This window comes from Cellulosimicrobium sp. So1_17 (assembly GCF_055181235.1).
In genome coordinates this window covers 4,254,553-4,270,098 of the sequence record NZ_CM143702.1, presented here as the reverse complement: position 1 = coordinate 4,270,098, position 15,546 = coordinate 4,254,553, and the positions used below count along the sequence as shown (strand labels likewise).

15 protein-coding genes are annotated in these 15,546 nt (G+C 75.6%); 9 read left to right on the top strand and 6 right to left on the bottom strand.

Going from position 1 to position 15,546, the window contains the following annotated elements; genetic code table 11:
* Nucleotides 1-4: 4 nt before the first annotated feature.
* The 5 genes from ACZCLJ_RS18865 (at nt 5) to ACZCLJ_RS18845 (ending at nt 6,803) form a co-directional block, all read left to right on the top strand.
* The gene (locus ACZCLJ_RS18865) at nt 5-1,789 is read left to right on the top strand and encodes a beta-N-acetylhexosaminidase (RefSeq protein WP_463104880.1); all 1,785 of its coding nucleotides are present in this window, start codon (nt 5-7) and stop codon (nt 1,787-1,789) included.
* Nucleotides 1,786-3,591, top strand: coding sequence for an N-acyl-D-amino-acid deacylase family protein (locus ACZCLJ_RS18860; RefSeq protein WP_463104879.1), 1,806 nt, complete (start codon nt 1,786-1,788; stop codon nt 3,589-3,591). The genes ACZCLJ_RS18865 and ACZCLJ_RS18860 overlap by 4 nt, the downstream gene beginning before the upstream one ends.
* Nucleotides 3,588-5,003 carry an alanine racemase gene (locus ACZCLJ_RS18855; RefSeq protein WP_463104878.1) on the top strand — a complete coding sequence of 472 codons (1,416 nt, stop codon included), beginning with the start codon at nt 3,588-3,590 and terminating at the stop codon, nt 5,001-5,003. The genes ACZCLJ_RS18860 and ACZCLJ_RS18855 overlap by 4 nt, the downstream gene beginning before the upstream one ends.
* A 54-nt stretch (nt 5,004-5,057) precedes the next feature.
* Nucleotides 5,058-5,465, top strand: coding sequence for a RidA family protein (locus ACZCLJ_RS18850; protein WP_463104877.1), 408 nt, complete (start codon nt 5,058-5,060; stop codon nt 5,463-5,465).
* Between the two features lie 123 nt (nt 5,466-5,588).
* Nucleotides 5,589-6,803, top strand: a complete 1,215-nt coding sequence (locus ACZCLJ_RS18845) for an AAA family ATPase (protein WP_463104876.1) — start codon at nt 5,589-5,591, stop codon at nt 6,801-6,803.
* Between the two features lie 26 nt (nt 6,804-6,829).
* Here ACZCLJ_RS18845 and ACZCLJ_RS18840 read toward each other — a convergent pair whose 3' ends face one another.
* Genes ACZCLJ_RS18840 through ACZCLJ_RS18830 form a run of 3 tightly spaced genes read right to left on the bottom strand, consistent with a single transcriptional unit; the run spans nt 6,830 to nt 9,412 of the window.
* Nucleotides 6,830-8,029 (bottom strand): glycerate kinase, encoded by a 1,200-nt coding sequence (locus tag ACZCLJ_RS18840; RefSeq protein WP_463104875.1) that lies wholly within the window; start codon nt 8,027-8,029, stop codon nt 6,830-6,832.
* Nucleotides 8,030-8,038: 9 nt separating this feature from the next.
* On the bottom strand, nt 8,039-8,599 hold the full coding sequence (locus tag ACZCLJ_RS18835; protein WP_463104874.1) for a MarR family winged helix-turn-helix transcriptional regulator: 561 nt from the start codon (nt 8,597-8,599) through the stop codon (nt 8,039-8,041).
* Nucleotides 8,600-8,650: 51 nt separating this feature from the next.
* A complete protein-coding gene (locus ACZCLJ_RS18830; protein ID WP_251150407.1) occupies nt 8,651-9,412 on the bottom strand; it encodes an isoprenyl transferase in 762 nt (253 codons plus the stop codon).
* 278 nt (nt 9,413-9,690) lie between these two features.
* Between ACZCLJ_RS18830 and trhA the strand changes: the two genes are divergently transcribed.
* The gene (gene trhA / locus ACZCLJ_RS18825) at nt 9,691-10,473 is read left to right on the top strand and encodes a PAQR family membrane homeostasis protein TrhA (protein WP_463104873.1); all 783 of its coding nucleotides are present in this window, start codon (nt 9,691-9,693) and stop codon (nt 10,471-10,473) included.
* A gap of 17 nt (nt 10,474-10,490) precedes the next feature.
* Here the strand turns inward: trhA and ACZCLJ_RS18820 are convergent, their stop codons facing one another.
* From ACZCLJ_RS18820 to mca, 3 genes are read right to left on the bottom strand one after another with little or no spacing between them, the layout of a single operon-like run.
* Nucleotides 10,491-11,297 carry a carbon-nitrogen hydrolase family protein gene (locus ACZCLJ_RS18820; protein WP_463104872.1) on the bottom strand — a complete coding sequence of 269 codons (807 nt, stop codon included), beginning with the start codon at nt 11,295-11,297 and terminating at the stop codon, nt 10,491-10,493.
* Nucleotides 11,298-11,299: 2 nt separating this feature from the next.
* Nucleotides 11,300-11,800 (bottom strand): hypothetical protein, encoded by a 501-nt coding sequence (locus tag ACZCLJ_RS18815; protein WP_463104871.1) that lies wholly within the window; start codon nt 11,798-11,800, stop codon nt 11,300-11,302.
* Complete coding sequence (gene mca, locus ACZCLJ_RS18810) at nt 11,797-12,744, bottom strand: mycothiol conjugate amidase Mca (RefSeq protein ID WP_251150410.1); 948 nt, start codon at nt 12,742-12,744, stop codon at nt 11,797-11,799. The genes ACZCLJ_RS18815 and mca overlap by 4 nt, the downstream gene beginning before the upstream one ends.
* A 223-nt stretch (nt 12,745-12,967) precedes the next feature.
* On the opposite strand from mca, the gene ACZCLJ_RS18805 reads away from it, so the two are divergent.
* The 3 genes from ACZCLJ_RS18805 (at nt 12,968) to ACZCLJ_RS18795 (ending at nt 15,461) form a co-directional block, all read left to right on the top strand.
* On the top strand, nt 12,968-13,402 hold the full coding sequence (locus tag ACZCLJ_RS18805) for a DUF4307 domain-containing protein (protein WP_463104870.1): 435 nt from the start codon (nt 12,968-12,970) through the stop codon (nt 13,400-13,402).
* 336 nt (nt 13,403-13,738) lie between these two features.
* Nucleotides 13,739-14,221 (top strand): transcription elongation factor GreA, encoded by a 483-nt coding sequence (greA, locus tag ACZCLJ_RS18800; RefSeq protein ID WP_251150412.1) that lies wholly within the window; start codon nt 13,739-13,741, stop codon nt 14,219-14,221.
* 244 nt (nt 14,222-14,465) lie between these two features.
* The gene (locus ACZCLJ_RS18795; protein ID WP_463104869.1) at nt 14,466-15,461 is read left to right on the top strand and encodes an endonuclease domain-containing protein; all 996 of its coding nucleotides are present in this window, start codon (nt 14,466-14,468) and stop codon (nt 15,459-15,461) included.
* The last annotated feature ends 85 nt before the right edge of the window (nt 15,462-15,546 follow it).

Sequence of the window (15,546 nt, the reverse complement as noted above, 5' to 3'; positions counted from 1 at the left end):
TTCAGTGTCCTTCCAAATGTCGCAAGGGCTGGTCCCCCGTCCGGTGTCGGTGACGCCCGCGCCGGGCGTCGTGGTCCTGGCCTCCGGCAGCGTCGTCGCCCACGATCCCGCGCTGCGGCCCGCTGCCCGTTGGTGGCGCCGCGTCACGGAGGACGCGTTCGGTCTCGACCTCGTCCCCCTGCCCGACGGCGCGGCCGCCCAGGACCCGACCGGCACCACCGCGACGGTGCGGTTCGCGGTCGACCGCGACCTGCCGCCGTCGGGCTGTCGGATCACGGTGGACGAGGCCGGCGTGCGCGTGGACGCCGCCGACCTCGACGGCGCGCACGCCGCCGCCCAGACGCTGCGGCAGCTCGCCGGCCCGGCGGCGTTCCGTCGCGCTCCGGTCGGACGGGACGGCGGCGGCCGCCCCTGGACCGACGGGCAGCCTCGACCCGTCGCGGGTGCCCTCACGCTGCCGCACGTCACGATCACGGACCACCCCCGGTTCGCGTGGCGCGGGGTGCTGCTCGACGTCGCGCGGCACTACCTGCCGAAGGCCGACGTCCTGCGCTTCGTCGACCTCGCGGCGGCGCACAAGCTCAACGTCGTCCAGCTCCACCTCACGGACGACCAGGGCTGGCGCATGGAGATCGAGCGCTACCCACGCCTCACGGAGGTCGGTGCGTGGCGGCGCGAGTCGGGCGTCGGGACGTGGCGGGCCGGGGTGTCCGACGGGCGGCCGCACGGCGGGTCCTACACGCACCACGACCTGCGCGAGATCGTCGCGTACGCGCGCGAGCGCGGCGTCACCGTCGTCCCGGAGATCGACGTCCCGGGGCACGTCGAGGCGGCCGTCGCCGCCTACCCGGAGCTCGGGACGCGCAAGACCCCGCACGCGGTCCGGACCACGTGGGGCGTGAGCACCGAGGTCCTCGACCCGTCGGAGGAGTCGCTGGCGTTCTTCCGGGACGTGCTGGACGAGGTCCTCGACGTGTTCGACGCCCCGTTCGTCGCGCTGGGCGGCGACGAGGTCCCGACGACGCTCTGGCGCGACGACCCCGCGATCGTCGCGCGGGCCGCGACGCTCGGGCTCGACGACGTCGCCGACCTGCACGGCTGGTTCCTCGCGCGCCTCGCGGAGCACGTCGCGTCGCGAGGCCGTCGCGCGGTCGTGTGGGACGAGGCGTTCGGCCCCGCGCTCCCCCGCGACGTCGTCGTGGCGTCGTGGCGCGGCTGGGCGGCCGGGGCGGACGCGCTCGCCGCGGGGCACGACGTCGTCATGGCGCCCGAGCAGGTCGTGTACCTCGACCACCGGGAAGGAGACGGTCCCGACGAGCCGGTGCCCGTCGGGTTCCTGCGCACGCTCGAGGACGTCTACGCGTTCGAGCCCCTCCCCGGCGGCCTGGCGGACGCGGTCGCCCGCGCCGGCGCCGCCGCGTCGGGCGCGCTGCTCGGCGGCCAGGCGCAGGTGTGGACCGAGCACCTCGACTCCGTGCGCCGCGTCGACTACGCGGCGTTCCCGCGCCTCGCGGCGTTCGCCGAGGTCATGTGGTCCCCCGCCGCGGACCGGTCGGTCGGCTCGGCGGCGTCGCTCGAGTTCCGCGCGCGCCTGGAGACCCACCACCTGCCGCGACTCGACGCGTACGGCGTGGAGTACCGCCCGCCGTCGGGCCCGCACCCGTGGCAGACCCGGCCGGGCGTGCACGGCTGGCCGCGCGACCTCGCGGCCGAGCTCGCCGCGGGCGGGCTGCGCGGCGTCGGCGGCTGGGTCGAAGGGCGCGACCGGCACACAGGAGGACCGGCGTGAGCACGGTGGCCCGGTCCTCGGCGGGCCTCGGCCGCGCGACGCTCGTCGTGCGCGGCGCGCGCCTGCCTCTCGCGCACGGCGGGCTCTCCGGCCCGGTCGACGTCGTGGTGTCCGCGGGGCGCGTCGCGTCGGTCTCCCCGGCGGGCCGGAGGGACGCGCTGCCCGACGGCGCACGCGTCCTCGACGCGGACGGACGCCTCGCGCTCCCCGGGTTCCTGGACGCCCACGTGCACGGCGCGGCGGCCGTCCTCGACGACGACGTCCAGCTCGCGATGCTGCGCCAGGGCGTCACGGGGATCGTGGTCGGCCAGGACGGCGTCGGCTACGCGCCCTCACCGAGACGGGGCGAGGCACGACCGGGCAGGACACGAGCGGGCGCGACGGGCTCGCTGCGGGAGGGCTCGACGGAGCCGCTGCACGACGCCCAGGGCTGGGCGAGCGCGTACTTCGCGGCGATCGACGGCGAGCACCCGACGTTCAGCGGCGGGTCCGTGGCCGACCTGCTCGCGACGTACGACGGCACCACGCGGGTGAACGTCGGGTATCTCGCGCCGCACGGCACGATCCGGTACGCCGTCCTGGGCCCCGCGGCGCGCGCCGCGACGCCTGCCGAGCTCGACCGCATGGCCGCGATGCTCGCCGCGGCCCTCGACGACGGCGCCCTCGGGATGTCGACGGGCCTCGAGTACGTCCCGGCCGCGTACGCCGACGAGGACGAGCTCGTCGCGCTCGCCCGCGTCGTCGCGGCGCGCGGGTTGCCCCACGTGTCCCACATGCGCGGCTACGAGGACCGGGCCGGGCCGGCGTTCGCCGAGCTCGTGCGCATCGCACGGGCGGCGGGCGTCGCGACCCACGTGTCGCACTACCACGGCCGCGCCGACGAGCTCCTCGGCGACGTCGACGACGCGCACGCCGCCGGTCTCGACGTCACGTTCGACTCCTACCCGTACCTGCGCGGCTGCTCGATCCTGTCGATGGTGTCGCTGCCGACCTGGCTCCCGATCGCCGACCCCGACGCGACCGTCGCGGCCCTGCGCGACCCGGTCGTCCTCGACCGGCTCCGTCGCGAGCACTTCCCGGCGCTCGCGGACCTGTGGCCGCGCGTCACCATGGCCGCCGTCCCGACCGGGCCCGCGGCCGGCGCACCGTCGGAGCGGACCGGCGCACCGGCCGCGACGGAGGACCTCGCCTGGACGGAGGGCCTGGCGCTGCCCGACGTCGCCGCCCGGCTCGGCCTGTCGCCCGCCGATGCCGCGGTCCGGCTCCTCGTCGCGACGCGCCTGCGCGCGAGCTGCGTCTTCGCGCAGCCCCCGACGAGCTCCCCCGCGTCGGTGCGGGCACTTCTCCGGCATCCCGCGCACGTCGGCGGGTCGGACGCGATCTACGCGCCCCTCGACGGCGGGGGTCGCCCGCACCCGCGCGGCTGGGGCGCCTTCGCACGCTTCCTCGCCGAGCACGTGCGTAGGCTCGGGGACTGGACGTGGCACGACGCCGCGACGCACCTGTCCACCGCCCCGGCGCGACGCTTCGGCCTCGCCGACCGCGGGACCCTGGTGCCGGGCGCGGTCGCCGACGTCGCGCTCGTCGACCCGGACCGGGTCCAGGACGAGGCGACGTACGAGCGGCCGCGCGCGCCGGCGTCGGGCATCGACGACGTGCTCGTGGCGGGCGTGCCGGTCCTCGTGGGTGGCGCCCTGACGGACGCGACCCCGGGACGGCCCCTGCGTCCGGGCCGGCGCCCGGGCTCAGGTCCGGGCCGAGCCGTCCACGACCGCGAAGCCGAGCAGAGGAGCACCGCATGACCACCGGAACCCCCGCACCGGGCGAGCTGCGCGCGTGGGCGGGCGACGTCGTCGGGCCGCGGACGAAGGGCCTGCGGCTCGACGCGCCCGCGACGGTCGCCGAGGTCCTCGCGCCCGTGCCCACCGCCGACGCCGACGACGGGGGCGGCGGCGGCGCACCTCACGGCCCTCGCATCACGGACGACCGCTTCTCGTGGCCGCTCCTCACGCTCGACGACGCGGCGATCGACCACAACGTCGGCCTCGTGGCGCGCCTGTGCGCGGAGCGCGGCGTCGAGCACGCGCCGCACGTGAAGACGGCGATGTCGCGCGCGCTGTACGCGCGCCAGGTCGCGGCGGGCGCCTGGGGCGCGACGGTGGCGACGCCCGGCCAGCTCCGGACCGTGCGCGACTGGGGCAGCGAGCGCATCTTCCTCGCGAACGAGCTCGTCGACCCGCGCGAGCTCGCCTGGCTGCGCCGCGAGCTCGAGACCGTCGGCTCGCTCGAGGTGTGGCTGTACGTCGACTCGACGCGGGGCGTCGACCTCCTCGCACGCGCGTTCGCAGGCGCCGAGGCGGAGGTGCTCTCCCGCCTCGGCGTGCTCGTCGAGATCGGCGTCGTCGGAGGCCGCACGGGCGTGCGCAACGACGTGGAGGCGCTCGACGTGGCCCGTGCCGTCCACGCGACCGGGCTGCGCCTGCTCGGCGCAGCGGGCTACGAGGGGTCCGTCGCCGGGGGCACGAGCGCGGAGCAGCTCGACACCGTCGCCGCGTGGTGCCGACACCTGCGGGAGGTGGGTGCCGCGCTCGTGCGCGCCGGCCTGGCGGGGACCGACGAGCCGCTCGTGCTGTCGGCGGGCGGCAGCTCGTTCCTCGACGTCGTGCTCGCCGAGCTGCCGGGCCCTCTCTCGGCCCCCGAGGCCGGCGGCGCGACGGACGGGACGAGCGTCCTGGACCGCGACCTGCGCGTCGTCGTGCGCTCGGGCGCCTACCTCACGCACGACCACGGTTTCTGCGCGCGCATGGACCCGTGGAGCCGCATCCCCGGGGCCGAGCCGCTGCACGCCGCGGCGACGGTCTGGGGGCAGGTGCTCTCGGTGCCGGAGCCGGGTCTGGTGATCTGTGGCGTCGGGCGCCGGGACGTGTCGTTCGACATCGACCTGCCCGTCGCGCTCGCGCTGCGCTCGCTGGGCGACGACGGCGAGCTGCGGCCCGCGCGCGAGCTCGCCGGTGCGCGCGTCACCGCGCTCAACGACCAGCACCTGTTCCTCTCCCTCGACCCGTCGCCCGACACGCCGGCGACGTCGCAGGTGCGCCCCGGTGACGTGATCGGGTTCGGCATCTCGCACCCGTGCACGACGCTCGACCGCTGGCACGTCGCCGCCGTCGTGCGCGGGGACGAGGTCGTCGACCTCGTCACGACGGACTTCTGACCGACCTGCGCACCTGCGCCGTCGCACACCACGAGAACCTCCCGGAGGACCCGCATGAGCACCGAGAAGACCGCCGTCTCGACCCCCGACGCCCCCGCGCCGGCGCACACGTTCCACCAGGGCGTGCGCAAGGGCCCGTTCGTCCAGGTGTCGGGCCAGGGCCCCGTGGACCCCGCGACGAACGAGTACCTGTACCCGGGCGACGTCGCGGCCCAGACGACGCGCACGCTCGAGAACGTCCGGGCGATCGTCGAGGCGGCCGGCGCGACGTTCGACGACGTCGTCATGCTGCGCGTCTACCTCACGAAGCGCGAGGACTTCCCGGTCATGAACGAGGCGTACGGCGCGTTCGTCTCCGCGCACACCACGAACGGCGTGCTCCCGAGCCGCACCACGGTGTTCACCGGCCTGCCGCGCGAGGAGATGCTCGTCGAGATCGACGCCTTCGCGATCACGGGCTGACGCCCCGACCCGCTGAGTGCTGGGTATCTGTCGCTCGATGAAGCCTGCGACGACAGATTTCCAGCACTCAGCGAAGGGGTGGGCGGGGCGGCCTAGGGTCGTGCGCATGAACGGAGCAGCGGCATGATCGGGACGATCGCCGTCGAGGGGTACCGCTCGCTGCGGCACGTGGTGCTGCCGCTCGGGCGGGTCACCGTGGTCACAGGGGCGAACGGCACGGGCAAGTCGAACCTCTACCGGTCGCTGCGGCTCCTCGCGCAGTGCGCGCTCGACGGTGCCGTCGGGGCGCTCGCGCGCGAGGGCGGGCTGCGCTCGACGCTCTGGGCCGGGCCGGAGCACGGGTCCCGTGCGACGCGCGACGGCGAGCTGCAGGGCCGGCTCCGCACCGGTCCCGTCGCGCTGCGACTCGGCGTCGCCGGCGTCGAGGCGGCCGACCTGGGCTACGCCGTCGACCTCGGGCTGCCCCAGGACGGCGGGTCGGCGTTCGCGCTCGACCCCGAGATCAAGGTCGAGGCCGTGTGGTCCGGCCCGGTGCTGCGCCCCGCGACCCTCCAGGCCGAGCGGCGCGGTCCGGCCGTACGCCTGCGGGACGACGACGGCGCGTGGGTCACGTCGCCCGCGCGCCTGCGCACGTTCGACAGCATGCTCGCCGAGCACGTCGACCCCGTCGGCGCGCCCGAGGTCGTCGCGGTGCGCGAGGCGCTGCGCTCGTGGCGGTTGTACGACCAGTTCCGCACCGACCCGCTCGCCCCCGCCCGCGCGGTGCAGGTGGGGACCCGCACGCCCGTGCTCGCGCACGACGGTGCCGACCTCGCCGCCGCGCTCGAGACGGTCCGCGACCTCGGCCGGGCCGACGAGCTCGACGCGGCGGTCGCCGACGCGTTCCCGGGGGCGCGCGTCGAGGTCCGCGCCGACGACGGCCGGTTCGGGCTCGCGTTCCACCAGCAGGGTCTCCTGCGACCGCTCTCCGGCGCGGAGCTCTCCGACGGCACGCTGCGCTACCTGCTGTGGGTCGCCGCGCTGCTCAGCCCGCGACCCCCGGCGCTGCTCGTCCTCAACGAGCCGGAGACGAGCCTGCACCCGGACCTGCTGCCCGCGCTCGGCACGCTCGTCCACGCGGCGGCGCGGGACACGCAGGTCGTCGTGGTGACGCACTCGGCCCCGCTCGTGGACGCGCTCCGCCGGGCCGCGGCGTCAGGCACCGCGTCGGGCGGTGCCGACCTGCCCGGTCCGGACGACCTCCAGGAGGTCGCGCTGGAGAAGGCGTCGGGCGAGACGGTCGTCGCGGGTCGCGAGGGTCTGCTCGACCAGCCGGTGTGGCACTGGCCGAAGCGCTGACCGCTACCGCTCGCGCTACCCGCGCGTCAGGCGCGTGCGGCGAGGACGAGGCTCGTCACCGTCGCGGCGAGGTCCGTGAGCCGCGACGCGGTGCGGTCGAGCAGGTCGTCGAGCGCGATGGGGCCCGGGGCGATGCTGAAGGCCGCGGCGATCCCGGCGGCCCTCGCCTGGTCCGCCGGGAGGAGCACGCGTCCGGCGAGCACGACGACGGGCGGCCGCCGGGGCGCCTCCGCGGCGAGCGCGCCGATCGCGTCGGCGACCTTGCCGTGGACCGACTGCGAGTCGAACGACCCCTCCCCGGTCACGACGAGGTCCGCGCGGCCGATCTCGCCGGGGAGCCCGATCGCCTCGGCGACGAGGCGTGCCCCGGGCTCGAGCTCCGCCCCCACGGCGGCCACCAGCCCGGCGGGCACTCCGCCCGCCGCGCCCGCACCCGCGAGCCCGCCGACCGACACCCCGGTCTCGCGCTCGAGCACGGCCTCCCAGCGGCGCAGCGCGTCGTCGAGGTACGCGACGTCGGCGCCCTTCGCCCCCTTCTGCGGGCCGAACACGTGGGCCGCTCCGCGCTCGCCGTGCAGCGGGTTCGTCACGTCCACCGCGAGCCGCCACCGCACGGCGCGTGCGCGGGGGTGCAGGGACGCGAGGTCGAGGCGCGCGACGCGCGCGAGCCCCTCGCCGCCGTCGGGCACGGGCTCACCGCCCTCGTCGAGGAGGCGTGCACCGAGCCCCGTGAGGATGCCCGCTCCGCCGTCGGTCGAGGCGGAGCCGCCGAGGCACACGATCACCTCCTCCACGCCGGCGTCGAGGACGGCCGCGGCCGCGGCGCCCGTCCCGAGCGTGTGCGCGTGCAGCGGCTGGAGGGCGACGTCGCTGACCTGCGGCAGCCCGCTCGCCTCCGCGAGCTCGACCACGCCGACGCGGCCGTCGGCCGAGACGCCGTAGCGCGCGGTGTGCGGGCGGCCGATCGCGTCGACGGTGGGCACCTCGCGCGCCGGCACCCCCCAGACGGCGAGGAGGGTGTCGAGGGTGCCCTCGCCGCCGTCGGCCATGGGCAGCTCGACGACGTGCGCGTCCGGGACGACGCTGCGGACCCCTGCTGCGACCGCGTCGGCGACCTCGGCAGCGCTCAGGCTGCCCTTGAAGGAGTCGGGCGCGACGACGACGCGCAGCGGGCTCTCCCCGCGCGGGGCGGGACGGACGGGTTCGGTGCTCGGCGCTGAGGACACGCGGCGATTCTAGGCAGGCACGTCGGTCACGGGCGGGTCGACGGCAGGTTCGTCCTGCGTGTTTCCCACCACACCGGCGCCGCGCGGGAGGTCGGGCCGGACCGCGGAGATCTTCGCCTGGGCCGCGCGGAGCCGTTCGAGCAGGGCGCCGAGGGTCTCGAGCTCGTCGTCGTCGAGCGCGCCGCCGACGTAGGTCGCGATCGCTCGCGCGTGGGCGCGGCCGATCGTCCGCTGCCGCTCGGCGCCGAGCGGCGTGAGACGCACGAGCGTGCCGCGTGCGTCGCCGGGGTCGGCAGAGCGTTCCACGAGGCCCCGGCGCTCGAGCCGCTCGACCATGCGGCTGAGAGACGGCTGGCTGAGGAGGATGAGCGCGTTGAGGTCGCGCAGCCGCATGCCGTCGCCCGGGCCCTTCGTGAGCGAGAAGAGCACGTCGTACTCGCGCATCGTCAGGTCGTCCCAGACGGGGTCCGACTGCAGGCGGCGCACGAGCGCGACCTGGGTGCGGAAGAGGGACTCCCACGTCTCCACGGCGAGGCGCGCGCTGCCGACGTCCCGGGCCGACTCGCTCATGACACCTCCGGTCGATGCGTTCGCATCGACCCTACCGGCAGGGCGAGGGCCTCACCGGCCGAGGCGTCGCTCCCGCTGGGAGTAGGACCGGAGCGCGCGCAGGTAGTCGACGCGCCGGAAGTCCGGCCAGTACGCCTCGCAGAAGTAGAACTCCGAGTGCGCGCTCTGCCACAGGAGAAACCCGCCGAGGCGCTGCTCGCCCGACGTCCGGATGACGAGCTCCGGGTCCGGCTGTCCCTTGGTGTACAGGTGCTCCTCGATGTGCTCGACGTCGAGGTTCTCCGCGAGGTCGTCGAGCTTCGCCCCGGCGTCGGCCTGCTCGCGCAGGTACGAGCGGACCGCGTCGGCGATCTCGTGCCGACCGCCGTAGCCGATGGCCACGTTGACCTGGAGCCCGTCCACAGCGGCGGTCCGCTGCTGGGCCTCGCGCAGCGCCGACGCGAGCCGCTCGGGCAGCAGGTCCAGACGCCCCATGACGCGCAGTCGCCACCGACCGGACTGCGCGAGGTCGCGCACGGCGTCCTCGATGATGTCGAGGAGCGCTGAGAGCTCCTCCTGCGAACGCGAGAGGTTGTCCGTGGAGAGCATCCACAGCGTGACGACCTCGATGCCGAGGTCCTCGCTCCACCCCAGGAACTCGTCGATCTTGTCCGCGCCGCGACGGTGACCCGTGGCGGCCGTCTCGCCGAACGAGCGGGCCCAGCGCCGGTTGCCGTCGAGGATCACGCCCACGTGTCGCGGGAATCCCTCGCGCGAGAGCGACGCGGCCAGCCGACGCTCGTAGAGTCCGTACACGGGATGGGGCAGTCGCACGACGGTTCCTCGGCGGTGGCTCGGTGGGTGGTCTGGTCATGGTCGGCAGCGCGCCGCGTGGCGCGGCGGTCCGGCCGACCGGACTGCCACACGGTACTCCTCGGCCACCGCGGCCACGGCCGCCCGGTGTCGCAGGACGGTGCCCTGCCCAGGATCTTCACACCGGCGGCCGCCGCCTCGCGCATGAACCTACGCTTGCGTAACTTACGATGCCGTAGGGCGCGGGGAGCGCGCCCGCACCCACCCGACCGACCGCTGACCGACACCCTGGAGGACCGGTGGCACGAGCGACGTCCGACCGCGACCCGGCACCCGAGTCCGGCCCGACCGCACCTCGCGGCACGCAGCCCGACGAACCCGCCACAGGCTCGCTGGAGAACGTCCGCGACTCCGTGACCGACGCCGTCGCGCAGGTCGCCGAGGCGGTCAAGCCCCGGTTGCGCGGCTGGATCCACGCCGGGACCTTCCCGCTCGCCCTCGTCGCCAGCATCGTGCTCGTCGCCATCGCGCCACCCGTCGCGGGCAAGGTGTCCTGCGCGATCTTCGGGCTCTCCGCGTGCCTGCTGTTCGGGACGAGCGCCGTCTACCACCGCGGGACCTGGTCGCCCCGCGTCGCCGGCATCCTCCGCCGCGCCGACCACTCCAACATCTTCCTCATCATCGCGGGCACGTACACCCCGCTCGCCGTGCTCCTCCTCCCCCAGCGCACGGCCACGATCCTGCTGGCCATCGTGTGGAGCGGAGCGCTCCTCGGCCTCCTCGCCCGGATCCTGTGGCTCGACGCGCCCCGCTGGGTCTACGTCCCGATCTACGTCGCGCTCGGCTGGGTCGCCGTCGGCTACATGCCGCAGTTCTGGACCACCACGAACGGGCCCGCGATCGTCTGGCTCGTCGCGATCGGAGGCCTCGCCTACACGCTGGGCGCCGTCGTCTACGGCATCAAGAAGCCGAACCCCAGCCCACGCTGGTTCGGCTTCCACGAGATCTTCCACGTGCTCACCGTCGTCGGGTTCGGGTGCCACTACGCGGCGATCATGCTGGCGGCGGTCGCCGCGCGCTGAGCCCGCGCGTCGGGAGGTCAGCCGAGCGGGACGACGGCGTAGCGGCGGTTCGCGAGAGAAGGGTTGCGCTCGCGCACCGCCGCGAGGGCGGAGGGGTCGAGGTCGGCGCTGCGCAGCTCGGCCTCCTCGCCCAGCTCGAGGCCGACCTGGCCGTCGGGGCCGACCAGGAGGGACCGGCCGGTCACGCCCCTGCCGGCCTGCCCCACCGCGACCACGACGGCGGTGTTCTCGATGGCTCGCGCCCGGGCGAGCGTGCGCCAGTGGTCGGCCTTGAGCGGTCCCGCGGCCCAGGCCGCCGGGACGACGAGCACGTCCGCGCCCGCGTCGACGAGGCGCCGCGCGCTCTCGGGGAACCGCAGGTCGTAGCAGGTCATGACGCCGAACGCGAGGCCACCGAGGCGCAGCACGAGCGGCTCGGCAGCCGGGTCGCCCGCCTCGAGCCGGTCGGACTCGCGGTGGCCGAACGCGTCGTACAGGTGGACCTTGCGGTAGACGCCGGCGAGCTCGCCCTGGGCGTCGACCGCGACGACGGCGTTGACGGCCTTCCCCGGAACGGCCGCAGGCAGCAGCGTCCCGGCGACCGCCGCGACACCGTGCTCGCGCGCGAGGCGTCGGAGCCCCGTGACGAAGGACCCGTCGAGCGGCTCGGCGTGCTCCGGTCCGGTCCCGCCCGGGTCGAACGCCGCGGCGTACTCGGGCAGCACGAGCAGGTCGGCGTGGACGCGCGCCGCCTCGCGGAAGGCGGAGCGCACCGCGACGAGGTTCGCCGCGTGGTCGGTCGACACCTCGAGCTGGCCGAGGGTGACGCGCGCACCGTCGGCCACCGTCAGGCGTCCCGCCGCGGGGTGCCCGACGTCGCGTCGCCGCCCGGCGTGCGCCCGTCACCGGGCGCTGGCCCGTCGCCGGGTGCTCGCCCGTCGCCCGGTGCGGCACCGCCGTCGCCTCCGGCACCGTCGTCCGGCGCCGTGCTGCCTGTCGGACCCGTGATCGGGCCGTCCGGGCCGATGCCCTGCACCTCGGCGTTGTGCCGCATGCGGCGGAGCTGGCGCGAGAGCGCGAAGAACAGCGCGACCGCGGCGAGCGCGACCGCGAAGATCGCGAGGAAGCCCGCGAGCCCCGGCGACACGTCGGTGGGCTCGAGGTCCTCGCGCAGCGGGTCGTCGGACGGGCTCGGGGTCGCCGTCTCCGTGACGACCTCCGCCGCCCACCCGGGGCCGCCCGCGACGGCGAGCGCCCCGCCGCCCGGCATGCCCAGGTCGAGCAGCACGCCGTCGAGCAGCCCGGCGTCGACCGGGTCGGAGCCGAGGGACCCGGTCACCGCGCTCATGCCGCGCTCCCCGACGTGCCGACGTGCTCGCGCACGCCCGCGAACAGGTCGTCCTCGGGAAGGTCCACGGGCACGCGCGACTCCGCGAGCTCGTACTCCTCGAACGGCCACACGTCGACCTCGAGGTCGCGCGGGATCGCGAAGAAGAAGCCGTCGGGGTCGATCTGCGACGCGTGCGCGATGAGCGCGGCGTCGCGTTGCGCGTAGTAGCGCGCCACGGGGACGCGCGTCGTGACCTGGCGCTCCGGGATCTCGCGCGCGGACCGGGACTCGACCCAGTCGCCGAACGGCGACTCGAGGCCGGCGCCCTGCATCGCCTCGTGCAGCGTCCGGATGCGGTTCATCGAGAAGTCGTGGTTGTAGTACAGCTTGAGCGGGGCCCACGGCGCCGCGCCGCCCTCGCGCCGGTAGCGGTCGGGGTCGCCCGCGGCGTGGAAGGCCTCGAACGCGACCCGGTGGCACATCACGTGGTCGGGGTGGGGGTACCCGCCCGACGGGTCGTACGTGGTCATGACGTGCGGGCGGAACTCCCGCACGAGCTCGACGAGCGGCGCCGCCGCCTCCTCGAGCGGCACCAGTCCGAAGCAGCCGTCCGGCAGGGGCGGCAGCGGGTCGCCCTCGGGCAGGCCGGAGTCCACGAAGCCGAGCCACTGCTGACGGACACCGAGCGCCCGCGCGGCCGCCGCCATCTCCTCGCGGCGCAGCGCCCGCATGCCCTCGACGTCCGCGGGGCCCGTCCCGAAGCTCGGGTTGAGGATGTCGCCGCGCTCACCGCCCGTGCACGTCGCGACGAGCACCTCCACGCCCTCCGCCGCGTAGCGGGCTGTGGTCGCGGCCCCCTTGCTCGACTCGTCGTCCGGGTGCGCGTGCACGGCGAGGAGCCGCAACGGCTCCTGCTCGCCGTGGTCGCGGCGGGGCGTCGGTCCGGCCGTGGGATCGGCCACTGGTCCTCCCGGGATACCTCGTGCGTCTCCGCGCAGGCGCCCGGGCGCGCGACACGGTCGGGTCCCGGCCGTGCCACGGCACGTGCCGGGCTCTGCGAAGATGGTCGAGGACCATGATCCCCCACCCCGCCCACCGCTGACGAACCCCGCCGCAGCCGGACCCGCCCCTGGCGACCGCGACGACCGGAGCCGACCGGCGGCCGCCGAACCAGGACACCCCGACGTGACGAACGAGACCACCGCCCCGCAGCCCGCCCCCGGCACGCCTGCACGGCCGCCCGCGGGACGGTACGGGCCGGAGCCGACGGTGCGACGTCGACGCCTGGCGATCGCGGCGATCGCGGCACTGGCAGTGGTGGGGCTCGCGGTCGTCGTCGCCATCGGGATCCGGTTCGCGAGCGAGCCGGTGCGGCACAAGCTCGTCGGGTTCGACGTCGTGGACTCCGAGCGCGTCGACGTGACGTTCGAGGTCTCCATGGAGCCCGGGACCGTCGCGGAGTGCACCGTCGACACGATGGCGGACAGCTACGCGCAGGTCGGCACGCTCGACGTGACCGTCGGCCCGGTGGACACGCTCGAGTCCCGCTGGACCGTGAGCGTCGCCACGTCCGAGCTGGCGACGACGGGCGTCGTCGAGTCGTGCCGCGTCGTGGAGTGACCCTTCTCACCTGCTCACCCCGGCCCTCCTGGACCGCGCCCCGGCCGTGAGCCCGGAGGTCGTGACCTGCGTCGTCGTCGGCACGTGGGTGCCCTTTGATACCCTGAGGGATTCCTGCGCAGGACTGCGCCCGGACGAGCCGTGCCCGTCGAGACCGACGCGCCGGCCGCCGTCGGGCACCGGAGCACCGCGCGGAGACCCAGCCACATGCGCTGCCACCCGGGCAGCGTCACCGACCCGGGCAGGCAGGCGCACCGCGAGAGCTCGCGCCTCGGCTGCCCGCACCTGCACGGCCGCCGAGGTGCGGCCGTCGACCATGGAAGGAAGGAGCGAACCGTGACCAACACCACCGTCACCTGGCTGACCCAGGAGGCGCACGACAGGCTGCAGGCCGAGCTCGCCCACCTGTCCGGCGAGGGCCGCACCGAGATCGCCGAGCGCATCGCCGCCGCGCGCGACGAGGGCGACCTCAAGGAGAACGGCGGCTACCACGCCGCGCGCGAGGAGCAGGCCAAGAACGAGGCACGCATCCGCGAGCTCACCGAGAAGCTGCGCAACGTGCAGATCGGCACGCCGCCGGACGACGGCAAGGTCGAACCCGGCATGGTCGTGACCGCCGAGGTCGCGGGCGACGAGATGACCTTCCTGCTCGGCTCCCGCGAGATCGCCGGCACGACGGACCTCGACGTGTACTCGCCGACGTCGCCGCTCGGCGCCGCGATCGACGGCAAGTCCATCGGGGACGCGACGAGCTACACCGCGCCCAACGGCAACGAGATCGCCGTGAAGATCACCGGCGCCAAGCCGTTCGAGGGCTGACGACCTCCCTCACGACGACGCACGCCCGCCACGACGGCCCGGCACCCATCGGGTGCCGGGCCGTCGTCGTCCCACCAGATCCCGCGGTCGTGCCCACGAGATGCGGCTCGTCGTCGCTCCGGCCGCACGTCGGACGACCACTTCTCGCCTCTCGATCCCTGCTCCGGGCAGGCCGGTGCCGCCGTCGTCCACAGTCTCGGTCCGGGGCCACCACGGCGAGGCGGGCGACGCCACACCGACCGACGTGCTGCCACCCCTTCCCGAGCCTCCGTTCCTCGTCGCCACCGCCCTCGCCCTCGGCGCGACCCGCCGCCAGCTGCGGTCGCCACGTCTGCACGCACCGGTCCGCGGGGTGCGCATGGACGTGGGCCTCGCCGACGACGTCCGCGGCGTGACCGCGGCGGTGCAGCTCGTCCTCCCGGACGACGCGGCGTTCTCCCACACGACGGCGGCCGCACTATGGGACCTGCCGCTGCCGCGGGGCGTCACCGGAACGGGCCCGCTCCATGTGACCGGCCCCGCTGGCCGGCGGTCGATCGACGCCCTCCACGTCGTGTCGCACGCCGGGCTCGCGCCGGTCGACGTCGCGGTCCGGCACGGGGTGCGCACGACGCGACCCGACCGCACCTGGGCCGACCTCGGCGCGCTCGTCGCGGGCCGGCAGGCGGGACCGTCGCTCGGGCCGACCGACCTCCTCGTCGTCACGGACGCCCTGCTCCACGGGCGCGGACGAACCCGGCCCTGCCCTCGTGAGCTGCTCGAAGCGCGACTCGCGGCGTGGTCGGGTCGCCGGGGCTCCACGTCGCTGACCCTGGCGCTCGAGCGGTCGCGCCGGTTCGTCGACTCACCGATGGAGACGCGGCTGCGGCTGCAGCTGGTCGACTCGGGGTTTCCGTGCCCGGTCGTCGGCGCGGACGTCTTCGACGACGACGGCCGGTGGGTCGCCCGACCGGACCTGTGCTGGCCAGCGCTGCGGATCTCGGTCGAGTACGACGGCGCGCACCACCTCGTCTCCGCGAAGCAGCGCCTGGACGACGTCGCCCGTCAGGAGGAGCTCGAGCGGCTGGGCTGGCGCGTGATCGTGCTGTTCGCGCACGACGTCCTGCGGCGATGGCCCAGCACGGAGAGCCGCGTGCTCCAGGCCTTCGTCGACCGCGGCGTCCGGCCGGACGAGCTGCCCGACGCCCCGGACGCGGCGACCCGGCCACGCGTCGTGACGCCGTCCTGGCCGCGATCGTGAACCGCGGTGGCACCCGTCCGGACGCGCGAGATGCGAGTCGTGGTCGGCGTCGAGCGTGCCGGAGCGACCACGAGTCGCATCTCGC

What these genes read in the sequence shown, in the direction of transcription:
- ACZCLJ_RS18835 (WP_463104874.1), bottom strand. Translation starts at nt 8,599, where the DNA reads ATGAGCGAGTCGGCCCGGGACGTCGGCAGCGCGCGCCTCGCCGTGGAG.
- ACZCLJ_RS18850 (WP_463104877.1), top strand. Translation starts at nt 5,058, where the DNA reads ATGAGCACCGAGAAGACCGCCGTCTCGACCCCCGACGCCCCCGCGCCG.
- ACZCLJ_RS18855 (WP_463104878.1), top strand. Translation starts at nt 3,588, where the DNA reads ATGACCACCGGAACCCCCGCACCGGGCGAGCTGCGCGCGTGGGCGGGC.
- ACZCLJ_RS18845 (WP_463104876.1), top strand. Translation starts at nt 5,589, where the DNA reads ATGATCGGGACGATCGCCGTCGAGGGGTACCGCTCGCTGCGGCACGTG.
- ACZCLJ_RS18815 (WP_463104871.1), bottom strand. Translation starts at nt 11,800, where the DNA reads ATGAGCGCGGTGACCGGGTCCCTCGGCTCCGACCCGGTCGACGCCGGG.